21 protein-coding genes and 1 pseudogene are annotated in these 23,480 nt (G+C 70.3%); 10 read left to right on the plus strand and 12 right to left on the minus strand.

Going from position 1 to position 23,480, the window contains the following annotated elements:
• Positions 1–19 precede the first annotated feature (19 nt).
• On the plus strand, positions 20–922 hold the full coding sequence (locus P0R32_RS04705) for an alpha/beta fold hydrolase (RefSeq protein ID WP_276238797.1): 903 nt from the start codon (positions 20–22) through the stop codon (positions 920–922).
• Positions 923–1,171: 249 nt separating this feature from the next.
• Here P0R32_RS04705 and P0R32_RS04710 read toward each other — a convergent pair.
• Positions 1,172–2,863, minus strand: a pseudogene (locus P0R32_RS04710) (ABC1 kinase family protein); the annotation flags it as partial.
• A 5-nt stretch (positions 2,864–2,868) separates the two neighbouring features.
• Complete coding sequence (locus P0R32_RS04715) at positions 2,869–3,225, minus strand: Hsp20/alpha crystallin family protein (protein WP_276238798.1); 357 nt, start codon at positions 3,223–3,225, stop codon at positions 2,869–2,871.
• A gap of 108 nt (positions 3,226–3,333) precedes the next feature.
• Here P0R32_RS04715 and P0R32_RS04720 point away from each other — a divergent pair, with 108 nt between their 5' ends.
• The 3 genes from P0R32_RS04720 to P0R32_RS04730 are packed head-to-tail and all read left to right on the plus strand — an operon-like array spanning position 3,334 to position 6,788.
• The gene (locus P0R32_RS04720; protein WP_276238799.1) at positions 3,334–3,579 is read left to right on the plus strand and encodes a hypothetical protein; all 246 of its coding nucleotides are present in this window, start codon (positions 3,334–3,336) and stop codon (positions 3,577–3,579) included.
• A 51-nt stretch (positions 3,580–3,630) separates the two neighbouring features.
• The gene (locus tag P0R32_RS04725; RefSeq protein ID WP_276238800.1) at positions 3,631–4,848 is read left to right on the plus strand and encodes a molybdopterin molybdotransferase MoeA; all 1,218 of its coding nucleotides are present in this window, start codon (positions 3,631–3,633) and stop codon (positions 4,846–4,848) included.
• Positions 4,845–6,788, plus strand: coding sequence for a molybdopterin biosynthesis protein (locus tag P0R32_RS04730; protein ID WP_276238801.1), 1,944 nt, complete (start codon positions 4,845–4,847; stop codon positions 6,786–6,788). Before P0R32_RS04725 ends, P0R32_RS04730 begins: the two co-directional genes overlap by 4 nt.
• Positions 6,789–6,824: 36 nt before the next feature.
• Here the strand turns inward: P0R32_RS04730 and P0R32_RS04735 are convergent, their stop codons facing one another.
• From P0R32_RS04735 to P0R32_RS04745, 3 genes are all read right to left on the minus strand, one after another.
• Positions 6,825–7,886, minus strand: coding sequence for a phosphate uptake regulator PhoU (locus tag P0R32_RS04735; RefSeq protein WP_276239357.1), 1,062 nt, complete (start codon positions 7,884–7,886; stop codon positions 6,825–6,827).
• Between the two features lie 267 nt (positions 7,887–8,153).
• A complete protein-coding gene (locus tag P0R32_RS04740; protein WP_276238802.1) occupies positions 8,154–9,242 on the minus strand; it encodes an Ig-like domain-containing protein in 1,089 nt (362 codons plus the stop codon).
• Between the two features lie 119 nt (positions 9,243–9,361).
• A complete protein-coding gene (locus P0R32_RS04745) occupies positions 9,362–10,444 on the minus strand; it encodes an Ig-like domain-containing protein (protein ID WP_276238803.1) in 1,083 nt (360 codons plus the stop codon).
• 121 nt (positions 10,445–10,565) lie between these two features.
• Here P0R32_RS04745 and phoU point away from each other — a divergent pair, with 121 nt between their 5' ends.
• Positions 10,566–11,237: a phosphate signaling complex protein PhoU gene (phoU, locus tag P0R32_RS04750; RefSeq protein ID WP_276238804.1), complete on the plus strand. Its 672-nt coding sequence runs from the start codon at positions 10,566–10,568 to the stop codon at positions 11,235–11,237.
• A 362-nt stretch (positions 11,238–11,599) separates the two neighbouring features.
• Here phoU and P0R32_RS04755 read toward each other — a convergent pair whose 3' ends face one another.
• Positions 11,600–13,825: a CDC48 family AAA ATPase gene (locus tag P0R32_RS04755; RefSeq protein WP_276238805.1), complete on the minus strand. Its 2,226-nt coding sequence runs from the start codon at positions 13,823–13,825 to the stop codon at positions 11,600–11,602.
• A gap of 225 nt (positions 13,826–14,050) precedes the next feature.
• On the opposite strand from P0R32_RS04755, the gene larC reads away from it, so the two are divergent.
• Complete coding sequence (gene larC / locus P0R32_RS04760; RefSeq protein ID WP_276238806.1) at positions 14,051–15,460, plus strand: nickel pincer cofactor biosynthesis protein LarC; 1,410 nt, start codon at positions 14,051–14,053, stop codon at positions 15,458–15,460.
• Complete coding sequence (locus P0R32_RS04765; protein ID WP_276238807.1) at positions 15,457–15,627, plus strand: hypothetical protein; 171 nt, start codon at positions 15,457–15,459, stop codon at positions 15,625–15,627. The genes larC and P0R32_RS04765 overlap by 4 nt, the downstream gene beginning before the upstream one ends.
• A gap of 2 nt (positions 15,628–15,629) precedes the next feature.
• On the opposite strand, the gene P0R32_RS04770 is transcribed toward P0R32_RS04765, so the two are convergent.
• Positions 15,630–16,403: a hypothetical protein gene (locus tag P0R32_RS04770; RefSeq protein ID WP_276238808.1), complete on the minus strand. Its 774-nt coding sequence runs from the start codon at positions 16,401–16,403 to the stop codon at positions 15,630–15,632.
• Positions 16,404–16,550: 147 nt separating this feature from the next.
• On the opposite strand from P0R32_RS04770, the gene P0R32_RS04775 reads away from it, so the two are divergent.
• The 3 genes from P0R32_RS04775 (at position 16,551) to P0R32_RS04785 (ending at position 20,222) form a co-directional block, all read left to right on the plus strand.
• The gene (locus P0R32_RS04775) at positions 16,551–18,983 is read left to right on the plus strand and encodes a methyl-accepting chemotaxis protein (RefSeq protein ID WP_276238809.1); all 2,433 of its coding nucleotides are present in this window, start codon (positions 16,551–16,553) and stop codon (positions 18,981–18,983) included.
• A gap of 70 nt (positions 18,984–19,053) precedes the next feature.
• On the plus strand, positions 19,054–19,755 hold the full coding sequence (radB, locus tag P0R32_RS04780) for a DNA repair and recombination protein RadB (RefSeq protein WP_276238810.1): 702 nt from the start codon (positions 19,054–19,056) through the stop codon (positions 19,753–19,755).
• Positions 19,756–19,844: 89 nt separating this feature from the next.
• Positions 19,845–20,222, plus strand: a complete 378-nt coding sequence (locus P0R32_RS04785) for a 30S ribosomal protein S8e (RefSeq protein WP_276238811.1) — start codon at positions 19,845–19,847, stop codon at positions 20,220–20,222.
• Positions 20,223–20,246: 24 nt separating this feature from the next.
• On the opposite strand, the gene P0R32_RS04790 is transcribed toward P0R32_RS04785, so the two are convergent.
• The 5 genes from P0R32_RS04790 to P0R32_RS04810 form a co-directional block, all read right to left on the minus strand.
• A complete protein-coding gene (locus P0R32_RS04790; RefSeq protein ID WP_276238812.1) occupies positions 20,247–20,729 on the minus strand; it encodes a hypothetical protein in 483 nt (160 codons plus the stop codon).
• A 144-nt stretch (positions 20,730–20,873) separates the two neighbouring features.
• On the minus strand, positions 20,874–21,326 hold the full coding sequence (locus tag P0R32_RS04795) for a hypothetical protein (protein ID WP_276238813.1): 453 nt from the start codon (positions 21,324–21,326) through the stop codon (positions 20,874–20,876).
• 79 nt (positions 21,327–21,405) lie between these two features.
• The gene (locus tag P0R32_RS04800) at positions 21,406–21,741 is read right to left on the minus strand and encodes a cupin domain-containing protein (protein ID WP_276238814.1); all 336 of its coding nucleotides are present in this window, start codon (positions 21,739–21,741) and stop codon (positions 21,406–21,408) included.
• Positions 21,742–22,080: 339 nt separating this feature from the next.
• Positions 22,081–22,947 (minus strand): hypothetical protein, encoded by an 867-nt coding sequence (locus tag P0R32_RS04805; protein WP_276238815.1) that lies wholly within the window; start codon positions 22,945–22,947, stop codon positions 22,081–22,083.
• 153 nt (positions 22,948–23,100) lie between these two features.
• Positions 23,101–23,436 (minus strand): DUF7126 family protein, encoded by a 336-nt coding sequence (locus tag P0R32_RS04810; RefSeq protein WP_276238816.1) that lies wholly within the window; start codon positions 23,434–23,436, stop codon positions 23,101–23,103.
• Positions 23,437–23,480: the final 44 nt, after the last annotated feature.

A 23,480-nucleotide genomic window follows, 5' to 3' on the forward strand; every position in this document is an offset into this window, starting at 1 on the left:
CGGGCGCGTACGGGCGACCATGCCCACGACGCTTCGCGCCGCCCGCGAGCCCGACGACCTCCCGGCCGACGTGCCCGGTGAGTCCACGTTCGTCGAGGCGAACGGTCGGACCCTCCACGCCGTCGAAGCCGGCCCCGTCGACGGCGACCTCGTCGTCTTGCTCCACGGCTTCCCCGAGTTCTGGTACGGCTGGCACGACCAGATCCGGCCGCTCGTCAACGAGGGGTACCGCGTCGTCGTCCCCGACCAGCGCGGCTACAACCGGAGCGAGCGCCCCGGGCGCGTCGACGCCTACCGGATCGAGGAACTCGCCGCCGACGTGGTCGGTCTGATCGACGCGTACGACCGCGACAGCGCCGCCGTCGTCGGCCACGACTGGGGCGGCGTCGTCGGCTGGTGGCTCGCGCTCCACCACCAAGAGCGTCTCTCGTCGTTCGTCGCGGTCAACGCCCCCCACCCGACGGTGATCCGCCGGACGCTCTCGGGCGACCCGACGCAACTGCTCCGCTCGGGGTACGCGCTGTTCTTCCAGGTGCCGAAGCTCCCCGAGGCGGTGATCCGGGCGGGCAACTGGCGCCTCCCGGTGACGATGCTGCGCGAGTCGTCGATGCCCGGCACGTTCTCGACGGCGGACTTCGACCGCTACCGCGCGGCGTGGGGGCGCGAGGGGGCGTTCACCGCGATGCTCAACTGGTACCGGGCCGCCGCACGGCGCCGCCCGACACCCGCGACCGACGAGGTGACGGTGCCGACGCGGGTGATCTGGGGCGTCCACGACCAGTTCCTCAAGCGCCGGATGGCGTACGACTCCGTCGACTACTGTACGGACGGCCGACTCACGACGTTCCAGGAGGCGACCCACTGGGTCCAGCACGAACAACCGATGAAGGTCGCCGACGCGATCATCGACGAGTTGGCCTGAACGGGGACCCCTGAGGCGTCCCTCACGACACTCACGACGAGCGCGCGGCTACTTCTCGCGCTCGTCGTCGACGCCGATGGCGACGCCGCTGTCGTCCCAGTCGCGCCGCCCACGACGGCGCTCGCGGAGGTCGCGTCCGCCGTCGGCCGTCGGAGCGGTCTCGTCGCCCTCGTCTCCCCCCTCGCCGCCGGCCTGGTTCACCGCACCCGGCATCATCGCGTCGACGGTGCCGGGGCCCTCCTCGGCGTCCTGTGACTGCCGCTCCTTGAGGTTCTGGCGGGTGAACTGCGGTTGCGCGCGGATGCCGCGGCGGTCCTTCGTGAACGAGCGGTACAGGAAGAACACCATCGGCAGCGTCGCGACGACGATGCCCACCGAGAGGTAGACGTTGAGCATCGAGTCGGGCGACCCGTTGAACGAGTAGATGATCGCCGCCGACAGCCCACCGACGGCCGTGAGGATCGAGTAGGCGATCCGCTTGGCCAGCCGTTCGAGCACGTCGTTCTCGTCGTTCAGCGTGACGTTCACCTCCAGATTGCCCCGCTGGGCCGTGGTGAGCACGTCGTCCAACTTCGGCGGCACCGTGAACAGCGCCTGCGCGGTCCGCCGGGTCTGCTGGGCGGCGTCGCCGGCGAGGCGGCGGGCGGTGTCCTCCAGGTACCCCTGCTCGGTGAGGTAGTCGGTCGCCACTTCGATGAAGTCGAAGTCGGGGTCGAGCGTGACGCAGACGCCCTCGACGACCGTGGCGACCCGGAGCACCAGCGCCATGTTCTGCGGGAGGCGCAGCGGGAAGTCGTAGATGGTCGACTCCACCTGCTCGATCACCTGCTGGACGCGGTACTGCTCGATGTCCTCGCCGCGCACGTCGGCGATGGCCAACTCCATCACCTCGGCCATCACGTCCCGGTCGGCCTCCGGCGACAGCGTCCCCATCTCGACTAAGGCGTCGAGGATGCCGTCGATGTTCTGGTTGGCGACGGCGATGTAGAAGTCGATGATCTTCTCCTGGATGAACGGGTCGACGCGCCCGGACATCCCGAAGTCGTAGAAGATGATCTTCCCGTCTTCGGTCACCGAGAGGTTCCCGGGGTGGGGGTCGGCGTGGAACACGCCGTCCTCGGCGATCATCTGGAGGTAGACGCGCTGGAGCGTCGTCGCCAACTCCGTGCGGTCGATGCCCATCTCGTCGAGCGCGGCGGTGTCGGATATCTTCGTCCCCGGGAGGTACTCCATCGTGAGCACGCGGGGACCCGAGGCGCCCGCCTTCGGTTCGGGGATGCGCACGCGGTCGTTGCCCTCGAAGTTCGCCCGGATCTCCCGGAGGACGCGCTGCTCGCGGGCGTAGTCCATCTCCTGGTGGATCGTCTTGTCGAACTCCTCGGCGAGGTTGTCGAGCGAGAACGCCTGGCCGGAGCCGACGAACCGCGTCAGGAACGGCACCGACCACTTGATGATCGTGAGGTCCGCCTCGACCAACTCCTCGATCCCGGGGCGGCGCACCTTCACCGCGACCTGCTCGCCCTCGTAGGTGGCGACGTACACCTGGCCGAGGCTGGCGCCGGAGATGGGGTCGCTGTCGAACTCGTCGAACACCTCGTCGACGGGGCCGAGTTCGTCCTCCAGCACGACCTTCGACTCCGGCCACGGCGCCGGCGGCACGTCGTCTTGGAGCGAGGACAGCACCTCGATGTACGCCGAGGGGAGCACGTCGGGACGCGTCGAGAGGATCTGGCCGAGTTTGATGAACGTCGGCCCGAGCGTGAGCAGCGTATCGAGCAGCACCTCCGCGCGCCGGAGCCGCATCTCGCGGGTCACCTCGCGGGACCGACCGACGACGAGGAACCGTTTGTGGTCGCGGAGGTACGCGACGATCAGCGGCAGGAACCGGTAGATGACGACGGGGAACCGCCGATACGCTCGCAGTGAGACCAGCGTGACCACCCAGGTTACGCGTCCGACACCGGGATGGTGTGTTCGGGTGCGGCCACGCGCTTCGGGAGCCGCACCGTCAGCACGCCGCGGTCCATCTCCGCCTCGCCGTTCTCGTGGGTCGCGTCCGGCGGGAGCGGAATCTCCGCGTCGAGGAACAGCGGGCGGTCCTCCTCGACGTAGCTGAACTCGGGGTCGGCGGCCTTCTCCCGGCGCGCCTCGATCTGGAGGCGACCGCGTTCGAGTCGCACGTCCGTCGTCTCCGCGCTGGCTCCCGGTAGGTCGACGACGAGGAGGTACGCGTCGTCGCTCTCCAGCAGATCGGCGAACACCGGCTCGGGGAGTTCCCGGAGGGCCTCGCGTAGCTTCGACATGGACGGGGTAAGGGGCGGCGCGTCGAAAAAGGCCGCGGTGGCTGGCCCCGATCCATGCGTGTTAGTGTCTCCCGTGGGTTTTTGTACCCGCCGCCGGTGGGGTGAGGTATGTACGAGAGCGCCGAGGAGGGCGACCGCGAGACGCCGACGGACCCAGAGGTCGAGGTCGAACCGGCGGTTCGAGTCGAACCGGACGCAGCGGTGGTGTCGCTGCACGCGCGGGTGCCGCCAGACGCCCGCCGCGAGGCCCCGGTTCCGCTCCGTCCACTCGCGACGGCGCGGGCGCTCGGCGGTCGCCTCCGGCGACTGCTGGGTGGCCGCGGCCGACGCTCGCGGGCACGTGGCCGGGAGTAGCGCCCACCACGACTGCTGGCCTTTTTACGACACCGCGACGACCGATACGGTATGAGTCACGACCGCACACGCTCCGGGTTCAAGGAGCGGACCCGGGTCGCCGCCGCGCGCGAGCGCCTCCTCGCGGCGGCGACGCCCCACGGCCGGACCGAGACGGTGCCGCTGACCGCGGCGGACGGTCGCGGCGTCGCCGACACGGTCGCCGCGCCGACGCCGGTGCCGGGGTACGACCGCGCGGCGATGGACGGCTGGGCCGTCCGCGCAGAAGACACGTTCGGGGCGTCCGCGCGCTCACCCGCGGTGCTGTTCGTCGAGGACGACGAGGTCGGGCCCGAGGGAGCCGTGCGCGTCCACACGGGGAGCGAACTGCCGCCGGGCGCCGACGCGGTGGTCAAGATCGAGCAAGTCGACGAGGTGGGGTCGGAGGTAGAGGTGTTCGACGCCGTCGCCGAGGGGGAGAACGTCGGACCCGTCGGCGAGGACGTCGCGGAGGGGCAGTCGCTGTACGAGCCACCCCACCGGCTCCGGCCCTCGGATCTGGGCCTGCTGAAGTCGGTCGGCATGGACGAGGTGGCGGTCGCGGAGCCGCCTCGCGTGTCGGTGATCCCGACCGGCGAGGAGTTGGTCGAGGCCGACCCCGACCCGGGCGAGGTGATCGAAACGAACGGCCTCACCGTCTCGCGACTCGCCGAGCGGTGGGGCGCCGAGGCGACGTACCGCGACATCGTCACCGACGACGAGGACGCCTTGCGCGGGGCCGTCGAGCGCGACCTCGACCACGACGTGGTCGTGACCACCGGCGGCTCCTCCGTCGGCGAGCGCGACCTCATCCCGGAGGTGATCGCCGACCTCGGCGAGGTGCTCGTCCACGGCGTCGCGCTGAAGCCCGGCCACCCCGTCGCACTCGGTGTCGTCGAGGAGACGCCCGTGGTGATGCTCCCGGGGTACCCGGTCGCGTGCATCGTCAACGCCGTCCAGTTCCTCCGGCCGGTGCTCCGTGAGATCGGCTCGCTCCCGCACGAGCCACACCCGACGCGGCGGGCGACGCTCACACGGAAGGTGTCCTCGGAGCCGGGGGTGCGGACGTTCGCTCGGGTTCGTCTCGCTGCGGGCGACGACGGGACGGAGGCGACGCCAACCCGCGCCTCAGGCTCCGGGATGCTGTCGTCGGTCGCGCTCGCGGACGGCTGGGTGGTCGTCCCCGAGTCGCGGGAGGGCTTCGACGCCGGCGAGCACGTCGACGTGGAGCTGTGGGAGGTGAACGAATGAGCGACCGCAAGGAGTTCCGCGATCTCGCGGAGCCGCACGAGGCGCACGAGGCCATCGCCTCGCTTGACCTCGTGCCCGACCCGGAGACGGTTCCGCTCCGGGAGGCGCGCGGGCGGGTGCTCGCCGAACGGATCGACGCCGAGATGGACGTGCCCGGGTTCGACCGCGCCTCGATGGACGGCTACGCGGTGCGCGCCCGCGACACGTTCGGCGCCGACGAGGCCGACCCCGCGACGCTGGACCTCATCGGGGCGGTCCACGCCGGCAGCGAGCCGACGGTGACCGTCGAGTCGGGCACGTGCGCGGAGATTTCGACGGGCGCCGTGATGCCCGACGGCGCAGACGCGGTGGTGATGGTCGAGCGGACGACGGAACTCGCGGGCGGGGGCGACGACGGCGGCGACGCCATCGAGATCCGAACGTCGGTCGCGCCCGGCGACCACGTGATGTTCGCGGGCGCCGACATCGCGGCCGGTGGACGGGCACTCGGTCCCGGCACGGCGATTACCCCCCGTGAGATCGGACTGTTGTCCGCGCTCGGCGTCGACGAGGTGCCCGTCCGCGGGCGTCCCACCGTCGGGATCGTCTCGACCGGCGACGAACTCGTCCGTCCGGGCGAGGACCTCCACAGCGAGCGCGGGCAGATCTACGACGTGAACAGCTACACTATCGCCGCGGGCGTCGAGGAGGCCGGCGGCGAGGCGCGACTGTACCCCCACGCGGGCGACGACTACGACGAGATGGAGCGCCTGCTCGTCGAGGCCAGCGAGGAGTGCGACCTGGTGCTGTCGTCGGGGTCGACCTCCGCGTCGGCGGTGGACGTGATCTACCGCGTCATCGAGGAACGCGGCGAGTTGCTCCTCCACGGCGTCTCCGTCAAGCCCGGCAAGCCGATGCTCGTCGGACGCGTCGGCGACTCGGCGTACGTCGGCCTCCCGGGGTACCCGGTGTCGGCGCTCACCATCTTCCGCACGTTCGTGGCGCCGGCGGTCCGCCGCGCCGCGGGCGAACCGGAGCCCGCGACGGCGACCGCGACGGGCCGGATGGCCGTCGAAGAGCGCTACTCGGAGGGCCGGATGCGGCTGATGCCCGCCGGACTCGTCGAGGACGCCGAGGGAGCGACGCTCGTCTACCCCGTCGACAAGGGGTCGGGCGCGACGACGAGTCTCGTCGAGGCCGACGGCGTCGTCGTCGTCGACCCGGACACGGAGTACCTCGCCGCCGGAGAGCCGGTCGAGGTGCAGTTGTTCTCGCCGGAGGTGCGCGCGCCGACGCTGTTCGCCGTCGGCGAGGACGACCCCGCGCTGTCGCGCCTCTTGGATCGCGTCGAACGCCCGCGCTACCTCGCGCTCGGCTCCCGCGAGGGCCTGCGCCGCCTGCGCGACGGGGTGCCCGACGCGGCGGTCGTCGCCGGCGACCCCGGGCGCGACCCGGTGGCCGCGCCGGACCCCACCGGCGACGCTGCACCGGCCCCGGCCGAGGTCGTCGGCGAGTGGCACCGCGAGTGGGGCCTGGTCGTCCCCGCCGGCAACCCCGACGACGTGACGGGCCTCGCGGATCTGGTCGACCGCGACCTCCGGTTCGTCAACCGCGACTCGAACTCGGGGCTGCGCACCGACCTCTCGAACGCGCTGGCGGACCTGGCCGACGAGCGCGGGACCGCCCGCCGCGAGGTGACCGAGGCGGTCGACGGCTTCGACCGTGCCGTCCGCGCCCACGAGTCGCCAGCGCGGCGCGTCCTCGCGGGCGACGCCGACGCGGGACTCGGCCTGCGTGCGACCGCCGAGCGACTCGGCACCGGGTTCGTGTCGCTCGGCACGCAGCGGGTTCGCGTGTACGCCAACCCCGCCCGGGCGGACAAGCCGGGCGTGCAGGCGCTGGGCGAGGCCGTCGCCGACGGCGACGACGTGTTCGCGTCGCTGGCTGGGTACGAGCGGTAGACCGCAGAGAACGAGTCGCCGGTTGCAGACGCCGGCTTACGGCGTCGGTGCGGCCTTCTGGAGGGCGGTCTCGGCGATGTTGCCGCCGTAGTCGGCGGCGCGGGAGACGGAGTCGACGATGAGTCCGAGCAGTTGCGCCTGTGCGGGGTCGAGGCCGCGGAGGAGTTCGTCGATCTTACGGGCGCGCTGGTCGACGCCGCGGACCTCGCCGCGGGCCTCGTTCGCCAGCGTCGTCGCCTCGGCGCTGTCGTCGGCGAACAGCGCCTCCATCGCCTGGTCGACGACCGCGCGAGCCTCCTCGTCGAGCGCCTGCAACGCCTCGACGAACTCGTCGGGGAGCGTGGTGTCGCCGTCGGCGGCCGTGGCGGGCACCTCGCCGCCGGCGGCGTTGGCCTCGTCGCTGCCGAGGAGTTCGAGCGTGAGGTGGGCAATCTTCGTCGCGTGGTCGGCCACCCGCTCCAGTTGGCGGGCGCTGGAGTGGTAGTCGAAGCACACCTCCCGCGAGAGGCCGATGTCCTCGGCGGCCTTCGGGGTGCGCAGAGTCGCGCGGAAGATGCGCGAGACGACCATGTACAGGCGGTCGACGTCGTCGTCGCGCTGGATCACGTCCAGCGCCATGTCCTCGTCGGCGTCGGTGAGCGCGTCCACGGCGTCCTCGAGCATCGAGACGGCGATGAGGCGCATCCGGGTGACGGCGTTGTGGATCGACAGCTCAGAGGAGTCGAGCAGGTCGCGGATGACGACGCGGTCGCGCGTCTCCTCCAGCACCTCCAGGCCGACGAGACTCTGGACGGAGTCGCGGATCGTCCGGCGCTGGTCGTTGGTGATCCGGGCGGCCTCCAGCGCGATGACGTCGAAGCCGGAGACGTACATCGTCATCACCGCGCGAGTGAGCTGATCGCCGGTCAAGTCGCCGATGTCGAGCGTCCCCTCGGTTCGCTCCTCCTCGCTCACGGGTGTGAGAAACAGCGAGTCGCCTTCGGGGTAGAACTCGACCTCGGTGCCCGCGCTCACGCCGTTGTCGGTCGCCCAGTCCTTCGGGATGGACACCGTGTACGTCGACCCGCCGGTCACCTGCACCTTCCGTGTCTCGACCATCGTGCCGTACTCCGGCGGACCGTAGATTAAAACTACCGGTGTTCTATATATTTCCCTGCGCCGGTCCGCCCCGCCCCGACACACCACGAGGAACTCGACGAGGTACGACACCGGATCGATAGGCGGCATCGGCCAATATATCGGAGACTCGACCGCGATCACGCCCGAACTTGTCGCCACGAGACGAACGAAACTCGATGTGTGTCCAGAGCAATATTGCTCAATTCTGCTCTATATATCTATGAGCCGATCCACACCGACTCGTGGTCACCCGTCAGGCACCGTCGGCCGAACCGTCACACTGGGGCCGCGGTCGGTGACAGCCACGACGACGGGTCCGACGGGTGGGCAGACGGCCCAGTCGACCCGTTCGGTCACGCCGTCGACGGTGACGTGGAAGACGTACCCGGATGCGGGAGGGACGATGCCGCTGACGCGACGGGTGTCTCCGGCAGGGAGCGTGAACGACCGGTCGAAGCGCGCCTCGCCGTCGGCTGTGAGCGCGACCCCCACCGTCGCCGCCGTGTCGCGGTCGTTGCGCACCTGGAGGTCACGCACGAACAGGTCACACAGAAAGCGCGGCGTCTCGTCGAGTCGGAGGACGAGCGCGCCATCGGCCAGTGGCTGCCACCGGAACGTCGCCGCGGTCGCCCCCTCGTCGACGCGGGCGACGACGCGGACTGCCGACCTGGGGACCGACACCGGCACGGAGAGCCGGGCCACCGGCGGCACGTCGAGCGTCGCGTCGGTCGACTCCCCGCCCGTGTCCGCCGCCAGCGTGACTCGGCGTGCTGGTCCGGGGTTGTCGACGACGAGGAGCGCGGATCCGCCGGACTCCGGTACGAGTCCGTCGGCACCCGCGTCGTCGACGAGGAACTCCACCGCGCGTCCCGGGTCGAACACGTCGAACGCGTCGACGGTCGCCCCGAGGTCGACGCCGAGGTGGCCGCCGGCGTCGCTGGCGGTCCACTCCGTCCGGAGACTGCGGCCGTCCGCCGTCGTCGCGACGACCGCGTAGGTCCGCGCCGCACCGACCACGCCGGCGACCCGCGTCTCGGCGCCGCCCGGCACCCCGAGGGTCCGGTCGAAGGCGGTCGTGTCGCCGTCGCGCACGCGGAGTCGGAGTCGGACCGCGTCCAGTCGCCGGTTGCCGACGACGACGTCCTTCGCCGCGGTGAGTGCGTCGCTCGCGCCGGCGCCGTACGGGGTGGGTGTCGCCGTCGGCGTCGGCGTGGCGGTGGGCGTCCCGCGAAGCGCCGGGTTCACCGTCCGGTCGCCGCCGCCGGTCTCGGTCGAACAGCCGGCAAGGGCCGCCAGCCCCGCGGCGGCGGTCGAGATGAACACCCGTCGCTGCATGGACTCCCTACACACTGGAGCTACCTGAACCCGCCCACGTGCGGTCGATGGGGTGCCGTACTGCCGGCTCCCGAGCGGTCCGGAGTCTCTCCGAAGGTGGAGTCCCTCGGCGGGCGGAGTCACTCGACGGGGCGAGCGCCGACATCGACCCCGTCGTCGGTTAGCCGGACGACGAGGGGGCCGCGAGCGGGACAGCGGCGGAGGCGCCGCCGGATCACGTCGTCGCCGCGCTCGACGGCGACGACGTAGCGTCCCGCCGGGGGGACGACCGTCGGGATACGGACGCTCCCGCCGGCGGCCGGGTAGAGGCGCCAGTCGAACACGCTCGCGTCGTCGGCGACCACCTCGACGTCGACGCCAGCGTCGTCGTCGGTGTCGTTCTCCAAGAGGAGGTCGCGGATCAAGAGGTCGCACACCAACCGCGGCGGGGAGTCGTTGAGACACACCAGCGCCCCGTCCTCGCTGGGGACCCACTCGTGGCGGTCCGTGCCCTTGCGGGTCTCGACGGCGACCGACACCTCCCCGCGGGGAAGCGACAACGGGATCGGGACGCGTGACGCCGCCGGCACGCGCAGGTCGACCCCTGCGGATCCCTCGCCGTCGGAGGCGGTCACGCGGACGCGTCCGCCCTCCGCGGGCGTGTCCACGACCACCTCGGTCGTCGACGGGGCGCCGGCGACGAACCCGGGGTCGGTCGTTCCCACGACGAACTTCGGCGCCGTCGAGGGCGGGTAGCTGTCGCGGGGTGTTATCGTGGTGCCGAGGTCGATTTCGAGGTCGCCGTCGCCCGGCCCCGGTGCCCACTCGAACTCCCCGCGTCGGCGGTCGGTGGTCCGGACCGTGACGGCGTACCGTCGGGGTGCGGCGATGACGCCGTCGAGCGAGACACGATCCGCTGGGGGGATGCGCACCGTCCGCTCGACGGCGGTCCGCCCGCCTTCGGCGATCTGGAGGGAGATCCACTGCGGGGTGACGAACCGATTTCGCACGTGAACCGAGCGCGCCCGCTCCAAACTGTCGGCTTCCCCGGCGCCGTACGCCGGTGGCTCGGGCGTCGCGGTGGGCGTCGGTGTGGGCGTGTCGGTCGGCGTCTCGCGCAATGCGGGGTTCACCGTCCGGCTCCCGCCGTCCCCAGCCGACGAACAGCCGGCGATCCCCGCGAGTCCAGCGACGCCGACGCGGAGGAACCGCCGTCTGTGCATACGTGGACTACGAACGGCGACTACATGAAGGCCTGGCGCGATCTTCGGGGCGGTGTGTCGGTGACGCGTCGTGGTCGGTTGAAGCCGAAGGTTTACACCTCACGGCGGGACACCCAAGCATATGCCCAGAGAGAAGTATCAGGAACGTCTTACGCAACTCCGCGACGACGTGCTCTACATGAGCGAGATCGTCGCCGAGCGTCTCCGGATGGGGATGGACGCGCTCGCGGAAAAAGACGAGGAGCTCGCACATCGCGTCATCGAAGAGGACGCCGAGGTGAACCAGCTGTACCTGGAACTGGAACAGGACTGCATCGACCTGCTGGCCCTCCAGCAGCCGGTCGCGGGCGACCTCCGCTTCGTCGCCGCGACGTTCAAGATCATCACCGACCTCGAACGGATCGGCGACCTCGCGACGAACCTCGGCGAACACACCCTGCAGGCCGAACGCGACGTGTTCTCCGACGTCGACGTCCAACGCATCGGCGAGGCGACCCTCGACATGCTCGACGACGCGATGACCGCGTACGCCGAGGAGAACGCCGACGCCTGCTTCGCGGTCGCCGCGGACGACGACGACGTCGACGAACTGTGTGAGAACGCCTCCAGCGCCGTGATGCTCGAACTCATCGAGCGCGAGGGCGTCACCGAGGAGGACGTCGACGCGCTGATGGCGGACGTCTCGCGGCTCCTGCTGACGATCCGCGACCTCGAACGCGTCGGCGACCACGCGGTCAACATCGCCGCGCGGACGCTGTACATGATCGAGAACAACGACGAACTGATCTACTGAACCTCTTTTCGCCTCGGGTTTCCTCGCGCTCGCCGGAGGCGAGCGCTGCGGGAACCGCTCGGCGAAAACCCGTTCATGCCAAAAGCCGCTCGCTCGGGCTCCGCCCTCGCTCGCGGTGCGACACGTAGTGGTTCCGCAACCGCCCGCTTGGCTCTCGATACGGTGGTCGGTGGGGGTTCACTGTCACCAGTTACTGTACCGCGAGTGAGCCAGCCAGAGGCTGGCGAACGAGCGGCCTTTTGGCATTACGGGAAATCGAAGATTTCCCGTCAGCAGTCGGATTCGTAGAATCCGACAGCATGAACGGGTTTTGACGGGGTTCGAGCGCGCCGAAGGCGCGCGAGGACCCCGTTAAAAGAGGTTCATTGGAAGCCGATCCGGCCGCTCCGGTCGGTGCGGAGGCTGTCGGTGCCGCCGCCCTTGAACTGCTCTTCGATGTCCGCGTAGTAGTCCATGATCGCCTCCGAGATGGTGGGCCGGACGTTCTCCATCGCCTGCTCGAAGTGGCGCATGTTCACGTCCTCGGCGTCGTCGTCCTCGCGCAGCGCCTGAATGGCGGCCTCGCGGGCGATGGACTCCAGGTCGGAGCCGACGTAGCCGTCGGTGCGCTCGGCGAGTTCGCGCAGGCTCACGTCCGCCGCGAGCGGCGTGTCGCCGGTGTGGATCTTGAGGATCTGCTCGCGCCCCTCCTCGTCGGGCTGGCCGATCATCACGAGCCGGTCGAACCGGCCCGAGCGGATGAGCGCGGGGTCGATCATGTCCGGGCGGTTCGTCGCGCCGATGACCATCACGTTGCCCATCTCCTCGAGGCCGTCCAGTTCCGTCAGGAGCTGGTTGACGACGCGCTCGGAGACGTTGTTCCCCATCTCCTGCCCGCGGCTGGGCGCCAACGAGTCGAGCTCGTCGAAGAAGATGACGGTGGGCGACACCTGCCGGGCCTTCCGGAACGTCTGCCGGATCGCCTTCTCGGACTCACCGACCCACTTGCTCAGGAGCTGGGGCCCGCGCACCGAGATGAAGTTCGCGTTCGTCTCGTTGGCGACGGCCTTCGCCATCAGCGTCTTCCCGGTGCCGGGCGGGCCGTACAGGAGGACGCCCTTCGGCGCCTCGATGCCCATCCGGTCGAACTTCTCGGGGGTCGTGAGCGGCCACTCGACGGCCTCCTTCACCTGCTGTTGGGCGTCGTCGAGCCCGCCGACGTCCTCCCAGGTGACCTTCGGGAGTTCGACGAGCACCTCCCGCATCGCCGAGGGCTCAACCTCCGCGAGGGCGCCCTGGAAGTCGTTGCGCTTGACGATCATCCGGTCGACGAGGCTCGGCGGGATGTCCTCCTCGTCCAAGTCGATCTCCGGGAGGTAGCGCCGGAGCGCCTTCATCGCCGCCTCCTTCGTCAGGCTCTCGATGTCGGCGCCGACGAAGCCGTGCGTCTCGTCGGCGAGGTGGTCAAGGTCCACGTCGTCCGACAGCGGCATGCCGCGGGTGTGGATCTGGAGGATCTCCTTGCGGCCGACCTCGTCGGGGACGCCGATCTCGATCTCACGGTCGAAGCGCCCGGGGCGACGCAGCGCTGGGTCGACGGAGTCGACGCGGTTCGTCGCCGCGATGACGATCACCTGTCCGCGCGTCTCCAACCCGTCCATCATCGTCAGCAGTTGGGCGACGACGCGGCGCTCGACCTCGCCGGTCACGTCCTCGCGCTTGGGCGCGATGGAGTCCAACTCGTCGATGAAGATGATGGAGGGCGACTCGTCTTTCGCGTCCTCGAAGATCTCACGCAGTTGCTGTTCGGACTCGCCGTAGTACTTCGAGATGATCTCCGGCCCGGCGATGGAGAAGAAACTCGCCGAGGTCTCGTTGGCGACGGCCTTCGCCAGCAGCGTCTTCCCGGTGCCGGGCGGCCCGTGGAGGAGGACCCCCTGCGGCGGCTCGATCCCCAGTTTCTTGAAGATCTGAGGGTGCTTCATCGGCAACTCGACCATCTCGCGGACGCGCTGGATCTCGCCTTGGAGGCCGCCGATGTCCTCGTAGGTGATGCCGCCGCCGGTCTTCTCGAACCCGGAGATCGGCTCCTCGCGGAGTTCGACCTCGGTGTCCTCGGTGATGAGGCAGACGCCCTCCGGTTCGGTGTCGACGGCGATGAGCGGGATCGCCTGCCCGGGCGAGCGCATGAACGGGTGGTTCGTGGAGGACATCACGGGGACGATGTCGCGCTCGACGACCGGGCGCTTGAGGATCTGTCGTTTCACCATGCCCGCGGCGTCGGAGCCGAACTGCACGGACGCCTCCTCCGGCGGCGCGAGCGTCAGTTTCTCTGCCTTCTTCGCCTCCGCCTTGCGGATGGTGACGCGCTCGCCGATGCCCACGTCGGCGTTCTGGCGCGTGAAGCCGTCGATGCGGACGGTGTCGGTGTTCCAGTCCTGCCGGTCGGCGCGCCAGACCTTCGCCGCGGTGGTCTCGGCGCCCTCGATCTCGATGATGTCGCCGGGGGAGAGCTTTAAGTGCAGCAGGGTGTCCGGGTCGAGGCGGGCGATCCCTCTCCCGGAGTCGTTCGGGTACGCCTTCGCGACTTCGAGTTGGACTTCATTCATGATGGATGGACAGGTGTTCGTTCGCAATACGTCCGTCCGGACGGCGGTTAAGCCCTCCGTTGCGTGTCGTCGGGCCGGAACGTCGCTCCCACTCGCCGTCCGCACGGTCGCATTACGTGCTAGTCTATCGCACGGTATGGCGTCCGTCTTGAAAACACCACCGGCGTCGAGAGGAGTCGCCGCTGTGGCGGTAGCGACTTGTCGCCGGCCCGCGATCGGTCGACCATGCGTACGATCGCCTTCGACGGCCGGATGGGCGCCGCCGGCGACATGATCCTCGGCGCGCTCGTCGCGGCGGGCGCCGACCCCGAGGTCCTCGCGCCCGTCGAGGACGCCCTCCCGGTCCGCTACGAGTTCGAGTCCGTCGACCGCAACGGCATCGCCAGCACCCGCGCACGCGTCCGGCACCTCGACGCCGACGACGAGGCCCACGACGACGCCGACCACGGCGGCGAGGGACACGACCACGACCACCCCCACGACGCGAGTGAGGACGCCCACGGCTACGACCACGACGAGGGGGCCGGCCACTCACACGACCACGACCACTCACACGGCCACGGCGACGACGCTCACACGCACGACCACCACGGCCACGACGCGGAGGGGCACGGTCCCCAGCGCACGTACGCGGAGGTGGTCGAGTTGGTCGAGGGGCTGTCCATTCCGGACACCGTCCGGGCGGACGCGCTCGCCACCTTCGAGATCCTGGGCGAGGCCGAGTCGTCGGTCCACGGGTCGGACCTGTCCTCGACCCACTTCCACGAGGTCGGCGCCGACGACGCCATCGCCGACGTGGTCGGCGCGTGCCTGCTGTTCGACGACCTCGACGCCGACCGGGTGGTGACGACGCCGCTCGCGACCGGCGGCGGCGAGGTGGAGTTCAGCCACGGCGTCTACCCGGTGCCGGTGCCGGCGGTCGTCGAGGTCGCCGAGCGCGCCGACTGGTCGCTGCGGGGCGGCCCCGTCGACGCGGAGTTGCTCACGCCGACGGGCGCGGCGGTCCTCGCACACTTCGCCGAGGGCGTCGAGCGGCTCCCATCGCTGCGGGTCGAGGAATCCGGCTACGGCGCTGGCGGGTGGACGTTCCCCGACCGACCGAACGTCTTGCGCGCGGTCGTCGGCGAGGCCGAGCGCGGCGGTCTCGTCCGCGACGACGTGGCCGTGTTGGAGACGAACCTGGACGACGCCGCCCCGGAGGTGCTCGGTGGCCTGCAGGAGACGCTCGCGGACGCCGGCGCCCGCGACGTGTCGATCCTGCCGGCGACGATGAAGAAGTCCCGCCCGGGTCACCTCGTGAAGGTGATCTGCAAGCCCGAGGACGCCGACCGGGTCGCGCGCAGACTCGCCGCAGAGACCGGCACGCTCGGGGTACGCGAGGGCGGCGCGAGCCACCGCTGGATCGCCGAGCGCTCGTTCGAGACGGCGACGCTCGACCTCGGCGGCGACAGCTACGAGGTCCCCGTGAAGGTCGCCAGCGACGGCGACGGCGCGGTGTACGACGTGAGCGCCGAGTACGACGACGCCGCCGCGGTCGCACGGGAGACGGGTCGCCCCGTGCGGGAGGTCCTGCGCCGGGCGGAGACGGTGGTCCGGGAGCGACTGGACGCCGGTGACGACGGGGACGACGCGTGACCGCCTCGGGCGACACCTACACCTGCGGCGAGTGCGGCGCCGAGTTCCCCGAGAGCGATGCCACTCGGACGGAGACGATGGGCGGCCTCGATGCGGACACCTGGCAGACGCTGTGCTGTCCGACCTGCGGTGCGCGCGTGAAGACGGTCTTCGTCGGCGACGACTGAGGTCACTCCTCGTCGTCGGGTTCGCCGTTTCCGTCGCCACCAGCCCGCTGTTCGGCGACGGCGTCCGCCAGCGTCACCTCGCCGAGCGCGACCTGCCGGGCGAGGTCGTCGCCGATGGTGAGGTCGCCACCGGAGGCGTCGCGCGACTCGTTTTTGATCCGCTGAATCTCTCCGGGCGTCGGCTCCACGTCGCGCGTCTCGACTGCCTCCCCCTCCATGCGGGCGATGTTGACCGCCGCGAGCACGTCTGCCATCCCCTTGCCGGCGGCGCCCCGGCCGAGCGTCGGCGTCGTGCCGGACTCGTCGACCAACTCGACCGCCACGTCGTCCAAGGCGTTGACGATGCGCGCGCTCCGGAGTCGGTCGCCGTCGCCCACCCGCACCAGCGCGTCGGGTTCGTCGGCGACTTCCGCTCGCACCGTGGGCACTGCGTCGGCCAGCGGGACGTGGAACGCCGCGACGACGGTGTCGCCGGACACGACCGCGATCCCCGGCTGGTCGCCCGGGTCGACACCGACGACGACGCGGCCGTCGCCCTCGCGGAGGCCGCCGAGCGCCTCCTCCACGCCGGCCCGCGCGTCGTCGGCGGTCGTCGTCACGTGGGCGACTGGCTCGTCGCGGTAGCTCACCCGGTCGTGGGGCGCGGAGATGACCGCCTCCGCGCGCTCGGGGAGGGCCGCCCCCGGTTCGAGCGTAGTGAACGTCGCTCCCCGGTCGCGGAGCGCTGCCACCGCGGCGTGGTACAGGGCGAAGTCGTCGGTCGCGACTACGATCACTCGGCCCGAGTAGGACGTTCGCGGGCTTGACCGTGACGCCTGACCATGCACGTGAGTTCTCCGGTTACAAGAAGGAACTCTTCCACCCATCAGCGATGATATTCGGGTGGTTAGCATTAAACGTCGAATCGGTTAGCTCGGATCAAGATGACTGATAGATCACGCACCGGGGTGGGGGCCCGCCTCGTGCCGGACGCGATCAGAGGAGGGATTGTCAGAAAGTTCGCGACGGTCCTGCTGGTGCTCGTCGTCGCCGTCGGTGCGGTTGGCGCGTTCACCGTGAGTCAGTCGACAGACGAGATCCACCAGAGCGTCGAGACGGAGATGGCGACGGTGACGTCGCTGGAGGCGGGCGAACTCGCCGAGTGGATCGAGAATCGGCAGACGGCGACCCGGATGATCTCCGAGTACCAGGACGTTCGAGAGGGAAACGAGGCGAAACTGCGACCGGTGTTCGTTTCTGAACTCCGTTCGCTCCCGAACGACGTCCACGCGATCCACTACGTCGACACCGAGGCAGGCCGCGTGCTCGCGTCGAGCGACCCGGACAGTGAAGGGGTGTCGCTGTCGGCGGCGCGTCTCGCGTGGGCACCCGAGACCGCGCCCGCGTCGGCGGACAGAACGGCCATGTCCGACGTGTACGAGACCGACGATGGGACCATGATCGGCTTCGTCAGCTCGGTGCCGTCGGCGCCGACGCGAGCGGTCGTGCTGGTCGCCGACGTGAGCGACATCGCGGCGACCTTCCAGGAACCGGTCGAGGGTGGGTTCACGCAGGTTGTCGCCCGTGACGGCACCGTGTTGATGGCCGAGAACGCCGGTGCGGTCGGTCGCGCGTACCTCGGCGCCGACAGCGAGGCGTTCCAGCGCGCCATCGACGGCAACGAGGTCGTCACGGAGGACGCCGGCATCGAGGACGCGATGGACACCGAGTTGGTCGTCTCGTACGTCCGCGTCCCCGGAACATCGTGGGTCATCGCGGCCCACGCTCCAGCGGACAACGCCTACGTGCTCGCCTCGTCGATCCAGCGCAACATCCTCCTCCTCGTCGCCACGGCGATCGTGGGCTTCCTCGTCGCGGGGGTGCTCATCGCCAAGCCGACCGGCGACGCGCTCGACGACCTGAGCGAACGGGCTCGCGCACTCGGTGGCGGCGACCTCAACGTGTCCGTCTCGTCGAACCGGATCGACGAGATCGGCACGCTGTACGGTGCGTTCGGCGATATGCGCGACGACCTCGACGAGACGCTCTCGCAGGTCCGGACAGAGCGCGAGCGCGCCGCCGAGTCGAAAGCCGAGGCCGAGGCGATGGCCGAGTCGCTGGAGCGCCGCGCCGACGAGTACGGTGACGCGATGGCCCGGTGTGCCGACGGCGACCTCACCGTCAGGCTGGACGAGGACTCCGACCACGAGGGGCTCCGAGAGATCGCCGTCTCGTTCAACCGGATGGTGGACGACCTGGAGGACACGGTCGGCACCGTCCGGGCGTTCGCCGACGAGGCCGACGGCCGCGCGACCGCCGTCGCCACGGGCGCCGACCAGATCGAGGACGCGAGCGCGTCGGTCAGCCACGCGATGACGGAGGTGGCCGGCGCCAGCGACGAGCAGACCGAGCGCCTCGACGAAGTGAGCGGCGAGATGAGCGGCCTGTCGGCGACCGTCGAGGAGATCGCCGCCACCGCCGCCGACGTGTCGTCGCTCTCGGCCGAGGCGGCCGACAGCGCGGACGCCGCCGGCGACGCCGCCGAGGACGCGCTCGCGGCGTTCGACGAGGTCGCCGACCACACCGAGCGGACGGCCGCGGAGGTCGAACAGGTCGCCGACGAGATGGCGGAGATCACCGAGGTCGTCGACCTGATCGACGGCATCGCCGAGCAGACGAACCTGCTCGCGCTCAACGCCTCCATCGAGGCGGCGCGGGCGGGCGAGGAGGGCGACGGCTTCGCCGTCGTCGCCAGCGAGGTGAAGACGCTCGCCGAGGAGACGAGCGCGGCCACCGACGACATCGCCGCCCGCATCGAGACGCTGCGCGAGGCGTCCGAGGCCGCCGCCGCGGACATGACCGCGACCGAGGCGGTCGTCGAAGACGGCGTCGACGTCGTCGAGGAGGCGCTCGACGCCGTCGAGTCCGTCGGCGACCGGATCGACGACACGAACGACGCGGTCGCGTCCATCGACACCGCGACCGACGACCAGGCGGCGACCACCGAGGAGGTCGTCACGATGGCCGAGGAGGTGGCCGACATCGGCGCGGACACGAGCGCAGAAATCGACGACGCCGCGGCGGCGGCCCAGGAGCAGGCCGCCGCGGTCACGCAGGTCAGCGAGGCGGCCGAGCGGCTCTCCGACCGCGTCCAGGACCTCCGCGCGCTGGTGGAGCGCTTCGACGTCGACGACGTCGACGAAGATCTCGTCGACGCGGTCGACGAGTCAGCCGTCGACGGAGCGGGCCTCGCCGCCACCGCCACCGACGACGCCGACGACGCTGCGGGGACGCTCGACGACACGTCGACCGGTGCTGAGACTGGGTCGGGCGTTGCGATGACCGACGGCGACGGCTTCGAGTTCGGTCCCCGCTGAGGCACGCGGGCATCCGCTGAGCCACGCCGGTCTCGGGAGGTTTTTGCCCGGTGGCGACGCACCCCCGACCGTGTCCGAGTTCCTCACGACCGGCAGCGCGGCCGTCGACGACCTCCTCGGCGGGGGAATCGAGCGAGGCGTCGTCACGCAACTGTACGGCGCGCCGGCGTCGGGGAAGACGAACCTCGCGCTGACCGCAGCCGTCGAGGTCGCCGCGGCGGGCGGCTCCGTGCTGTACATCGACTCCGAGGACCTCTCGATGGTCCGCTTCCGCGACATCGCCGAGGCGCGCACCGACGTACCCGTCCAGGAGGTCGCGGGCCGCCTCGTCGTCAGCGAGGCGATGAGCTTCGCCGAACAGGGCGAGGCGGTGAAAGACGCCGCCGACCTCGCCGACGGCGTCGACCTGATCGTCCTCGACTCCGCCACCGGCTTCTACCGACTGGAGCGCACCGAGGACTCCCGCGGCGGCGAGTCCGTCCGCGAGGTCGCCCGGCACGTCACGCAACTGCTGTCGCTGGCGCGCAAACACGACCTCGGCGTGCTCGTCACTAACCAGGTGTTCACCGACCCCGACGCCGACCGCGACCGCCCGCTCGGGGGCAACACCTTGGAACACTGGACGGGCGTCATCCTGCGGCTCGAACGATTCCGCGGCGGCAACCGTCGAGCGACGCTGGAGAAGCACCGCTCCCAACCCGCTGGCGGCTCCGCACGCTTCCGGATCACCGACGCCGGTATCGAAGACATCGACGAGGGCGGCGGCGTCTGACCGGATCGACGACGACGCCGCGGACGACCGCGAGGGGGCGTGTGGTTCGATTCGAGCGATTCAAGTAGCCGCACGGGATTTATCCCGCTATGAAAGACCAGAGCGGACGCAGGAAGCGAAAGCGGACCGGCGGCCTCCGACGACCCTCCAGCAACAAGAAGCGCCACGAACTCGGTCGCGAACCGGCCGAGACGACCGTGGGTGAGCCGCGGTTCCGCGTCATCGACTCGCGCGGCACCAACGAGAAGACCCGCGCGCTCTCCACGAACGTCGCGCAGGTCGCCACGGGCGAGGAGACCGTCGAGGCCGACATCGAGGGCGTCGAGGAGAACCCCTCGAATGTGAACTACGTCCGCCGGAACATCATCACGAAGGGCGCCGTCATCGCCACGAGCGAGGGGAACGCCCGCGTCACGTCCCGTCCGGGCCAGACCGGGCAGGTCAACGCCGTCCTCCTCGACGAGTAACGCCGACAGACGCCTATCTCCCGTTCACTTCGCTCCCTGAGCGACAGCGCCGTCTCCCCCTCCCCCGGCGTCCCTCCCGCGCGACCGCCCGAACAGCAGCGGCGCGGCCACCAGCGTCACCGGCACGAGTATCCACACCTGCCCCGCGAGCACGTCGTACTGGTCGAGCGTCACCGACACCGGGGTCCCTTCGGCGTACCCGACGAGGAACTCGAACCCCACCGTCATGACCATCCACCCGAGACCGATCGCCGCGAGTTCCCGCACCGTGTACGCGTCCGGCGTTCGGGCGAAGTAGGCGTACGCGACCGCGAGGATCGCAGCGACGAGAAGCGCCGTGCTGACGACGTGGCCGGGGTACTCGCCGATCCGGGGGATGATCGCCAGTTCTCGGAAGACGCCGTTGGCGACCGCGAGGACGGCCATGGCGGCCCACGCGACGAGGGGGCGGAGGATCTTCTTGACGGACGCGGGCAGGTCGAACGAGCGGGTGAACTGGCGGAACATCGGCTCTCGTAGGTCTGTACGACCGGCGTCCGCTTCCGTTCAGACGGTGGGTCCCGCGAGTCGAGAATCACCGGCGGGTGGTCGGGCGGCTCTCACCTCACGCGGTCGTTGTTCGAAGCAGGACTCGTCGACCACTGAGGCGGCTCACGACGGACAGAACTTCCGCCGGACGTCTGCCTCGATTCGGTCGTCGTGGACGTCGAACGTCGCGACGACGGCGTTGTTCCGTTCGCCCGGCCAGTCGACGGTCGCCGACCGCCCGAGGGCCTCGACAGATATTGTCGGCTCCGCGGCGTCTGGGATCAGGTCCGGGGAACGCCACCGGTCGCCGGCGGGGATTCGGACCTCCCGTCGCTCCTCGCCGACGGCGAGCGTCACGCGGACCTCGCGGTCGAGGGTGTGTTCGATCACGACGTCGTCCTCGCTGTCCGCGTGGGTCCACGGTGCCGCGTTGCCGTCACGGTACTCGGGACCGTCGGGCGGTTCACGACACCACTCGCGTTCGGGATCCGGATCGCGCAGCGCCGAACAGCCGGCGGTCGCCGCGAGCAGTCCGGCACCGGCGGTGAGGACGCTCCGTCGCGTGCTGGAGGGCATACGAGCGGGTCGGCCGGCCAGCAACGTAAACCCGTGGCCGGTCGGCTGTTGCTCGGGCGAGCGCTACTCGAGGGGCGACTCAGCCGCTCCCCGGCAGCGGACAGAGACTCGCGGTGAACGCGACGACCTCGTCCGTCTCGTTGCGCGCGCCGTGCACGTCGCCGCGCTCGTGGAGGACGACGCCGGGCGCGGCAATCGACTCCGTCTCGTCGTCGCGGACGACCGTCACCTCGCCGTCGAGAATGTGGAACACGTTCGTGCTGTCGCCGTGTTCGTGGGGGGACAACTCCGCGTCGGGGCCGAGCGCGAACAGTTTCACGAGTACGTCGTCGCTGACGACGAGCTCGGCAGTCTCTACCTCCCCCTCGGCGGGGTCGAGGTCGGCGAGCGCCTCCGCGAACAAGTCGAGTGCCATACCGGATGCAGCGTGTCGCGTGTCAAAAGCGATGTGGGGCCCGCGACCGGGGTCGGTGTCCCGGTGGACGCCGACCCCGTCGGGGCTTCGCCGTCCCGCGTGCCGTGGACTCCCTGTCTGCGTGGACTCCCGGAGGACTGTCGTACCGTTCGGAGGGTCGGTCGCGGCTCGAAACGGGTGACGACCGTTCCCGTCGTGCCTCTCTCGGTCTGGGGGTACGATCGCCCCCAGTCGCGCGTGTCAGTGGTGACGACCGCTCGTGTCTGCGGGTCGCGGATCCCGAAGGAACCGCGGGTGCCGCGGTGGGTCGTCTCGGTCTCGCTCGCGTGGCGCTGTGGTCTACCGACCGCCGTTGCCGTTGCCGTTGTTCCCGTTGCCGTTGCCGTTGTTGCCGGACGAGTCGTCGTCCTCGTCATCGTCGTCGTGCTTGGGGCCGACGTCGTCGGGCTTGCCGGTCTGCTTGTCACCCTTGGGGCCGGCGTCCTCGGGCGGGCCCGTCTCCTTGTCGTCCTTGGGGCCAACGTCGTCGGGCTTGCCGGCGTCTTCGGGGGCGTTCCCGGCGACCGCACTCACGGCCTCACCGAGCGTCTCGGCGTCCGACTCGCCGCTGAGGAACGTGTTGATCGCCGAGAGCACCGACCGCGCGTTGTCGGAGGCGTTGGCGGGCAGGTCGAGCTGGGGACCGGCCATGCCCAGCGTCGTCTCGTTGGTCTCGTTCAGCTCCGTCTCGTTGAGGTCGGTCTCGTTGAGGTCGGTCTCGTTGAGGTCGGTCTCGTTGAGGTCGGTCTCGTTCGTCTCGGTCTCGTTCTCGGTGCCGTCGTCGACGGCCTCGAAGCCGCCCTCGACGAGGCTGAGCGAGCCGTTGTCGACCGCGTACGTGAACTCGCCCGTCACCTCGTCGTTGGAGACGACGACGGTGAACTCCTCGGAGGCGTTCACGTCGAACGTGACGCTCCCGTCGACGTCGGTGACGCCGACGGAGTCACCGTCGACGGCGACCGGGGCGCCGGAGACGGCGGACCCGTTGTCGGTCACGGAGAACGTCACCGTGCCGTCGTCGTACGCGGCGACCGCGTCGTAGCCGTCGATACTCGCGTGTGAGTCGGCGACCGTCGCTCCTGCCCCGGTACTCGTCGCGGCGGCGCCGACGCCGGCGCTCACGAGGAGCGAGGCGAGGGCGACCGCGAACAGCTTCCTGGCGTCCATCACGTCTCCACCCTGTCACCCCATGGTAATGAAGCGGCTTCACCGCGAACTCGGATTCTGAGTTTTCAAGCGCTCTAAAGCCGGATTAACCCCGATTAAGTGGTGGATCGGCTGTGTTCGTGTCGGCGTCGTGCGGCTCCGCAGGCCCGCAGATCAGGCGCCAGAGACGAGTTCGTCGGCGACCACGTCGGCCGAGAGCAGTTCCGGGTCGACCGCCAGGTCCGTCTGGCCTTTCGCGTACTCGGGGAGCGTCTCGGCGGCGTAGGCGACGGCGCGCACGTCGGGGTTGCGCTCCTTGGCGACGGCGATGCCGGTCGCCTCGGTCATGTCCGTGAGGACGAACAGCGCGGCGTCGTCGATACCCGCGTCCTCGAGCGTCCCGCCGGTGACGGCGCCGTCGATGCGCGAGACGTGTACGTCGAGCGATTCGAGCTCCTCGCCGAGCCCGTCGGCGTCGGGACCCGCGACGATCGCGGAGAGATCGGTCATTGTCGGGGGGAGTGGTCTGGTGGGGATAAGCTTCGTGTCTCACT

The organism is Halobaculum marinum, assembly GCF_029338555.1.
Classification (GTDB): Archaea; Halobacteriota; Halobacteria; order Halobacteriales; family Haloferacaceae; genus Halobaculum; species Halobaculum marinum.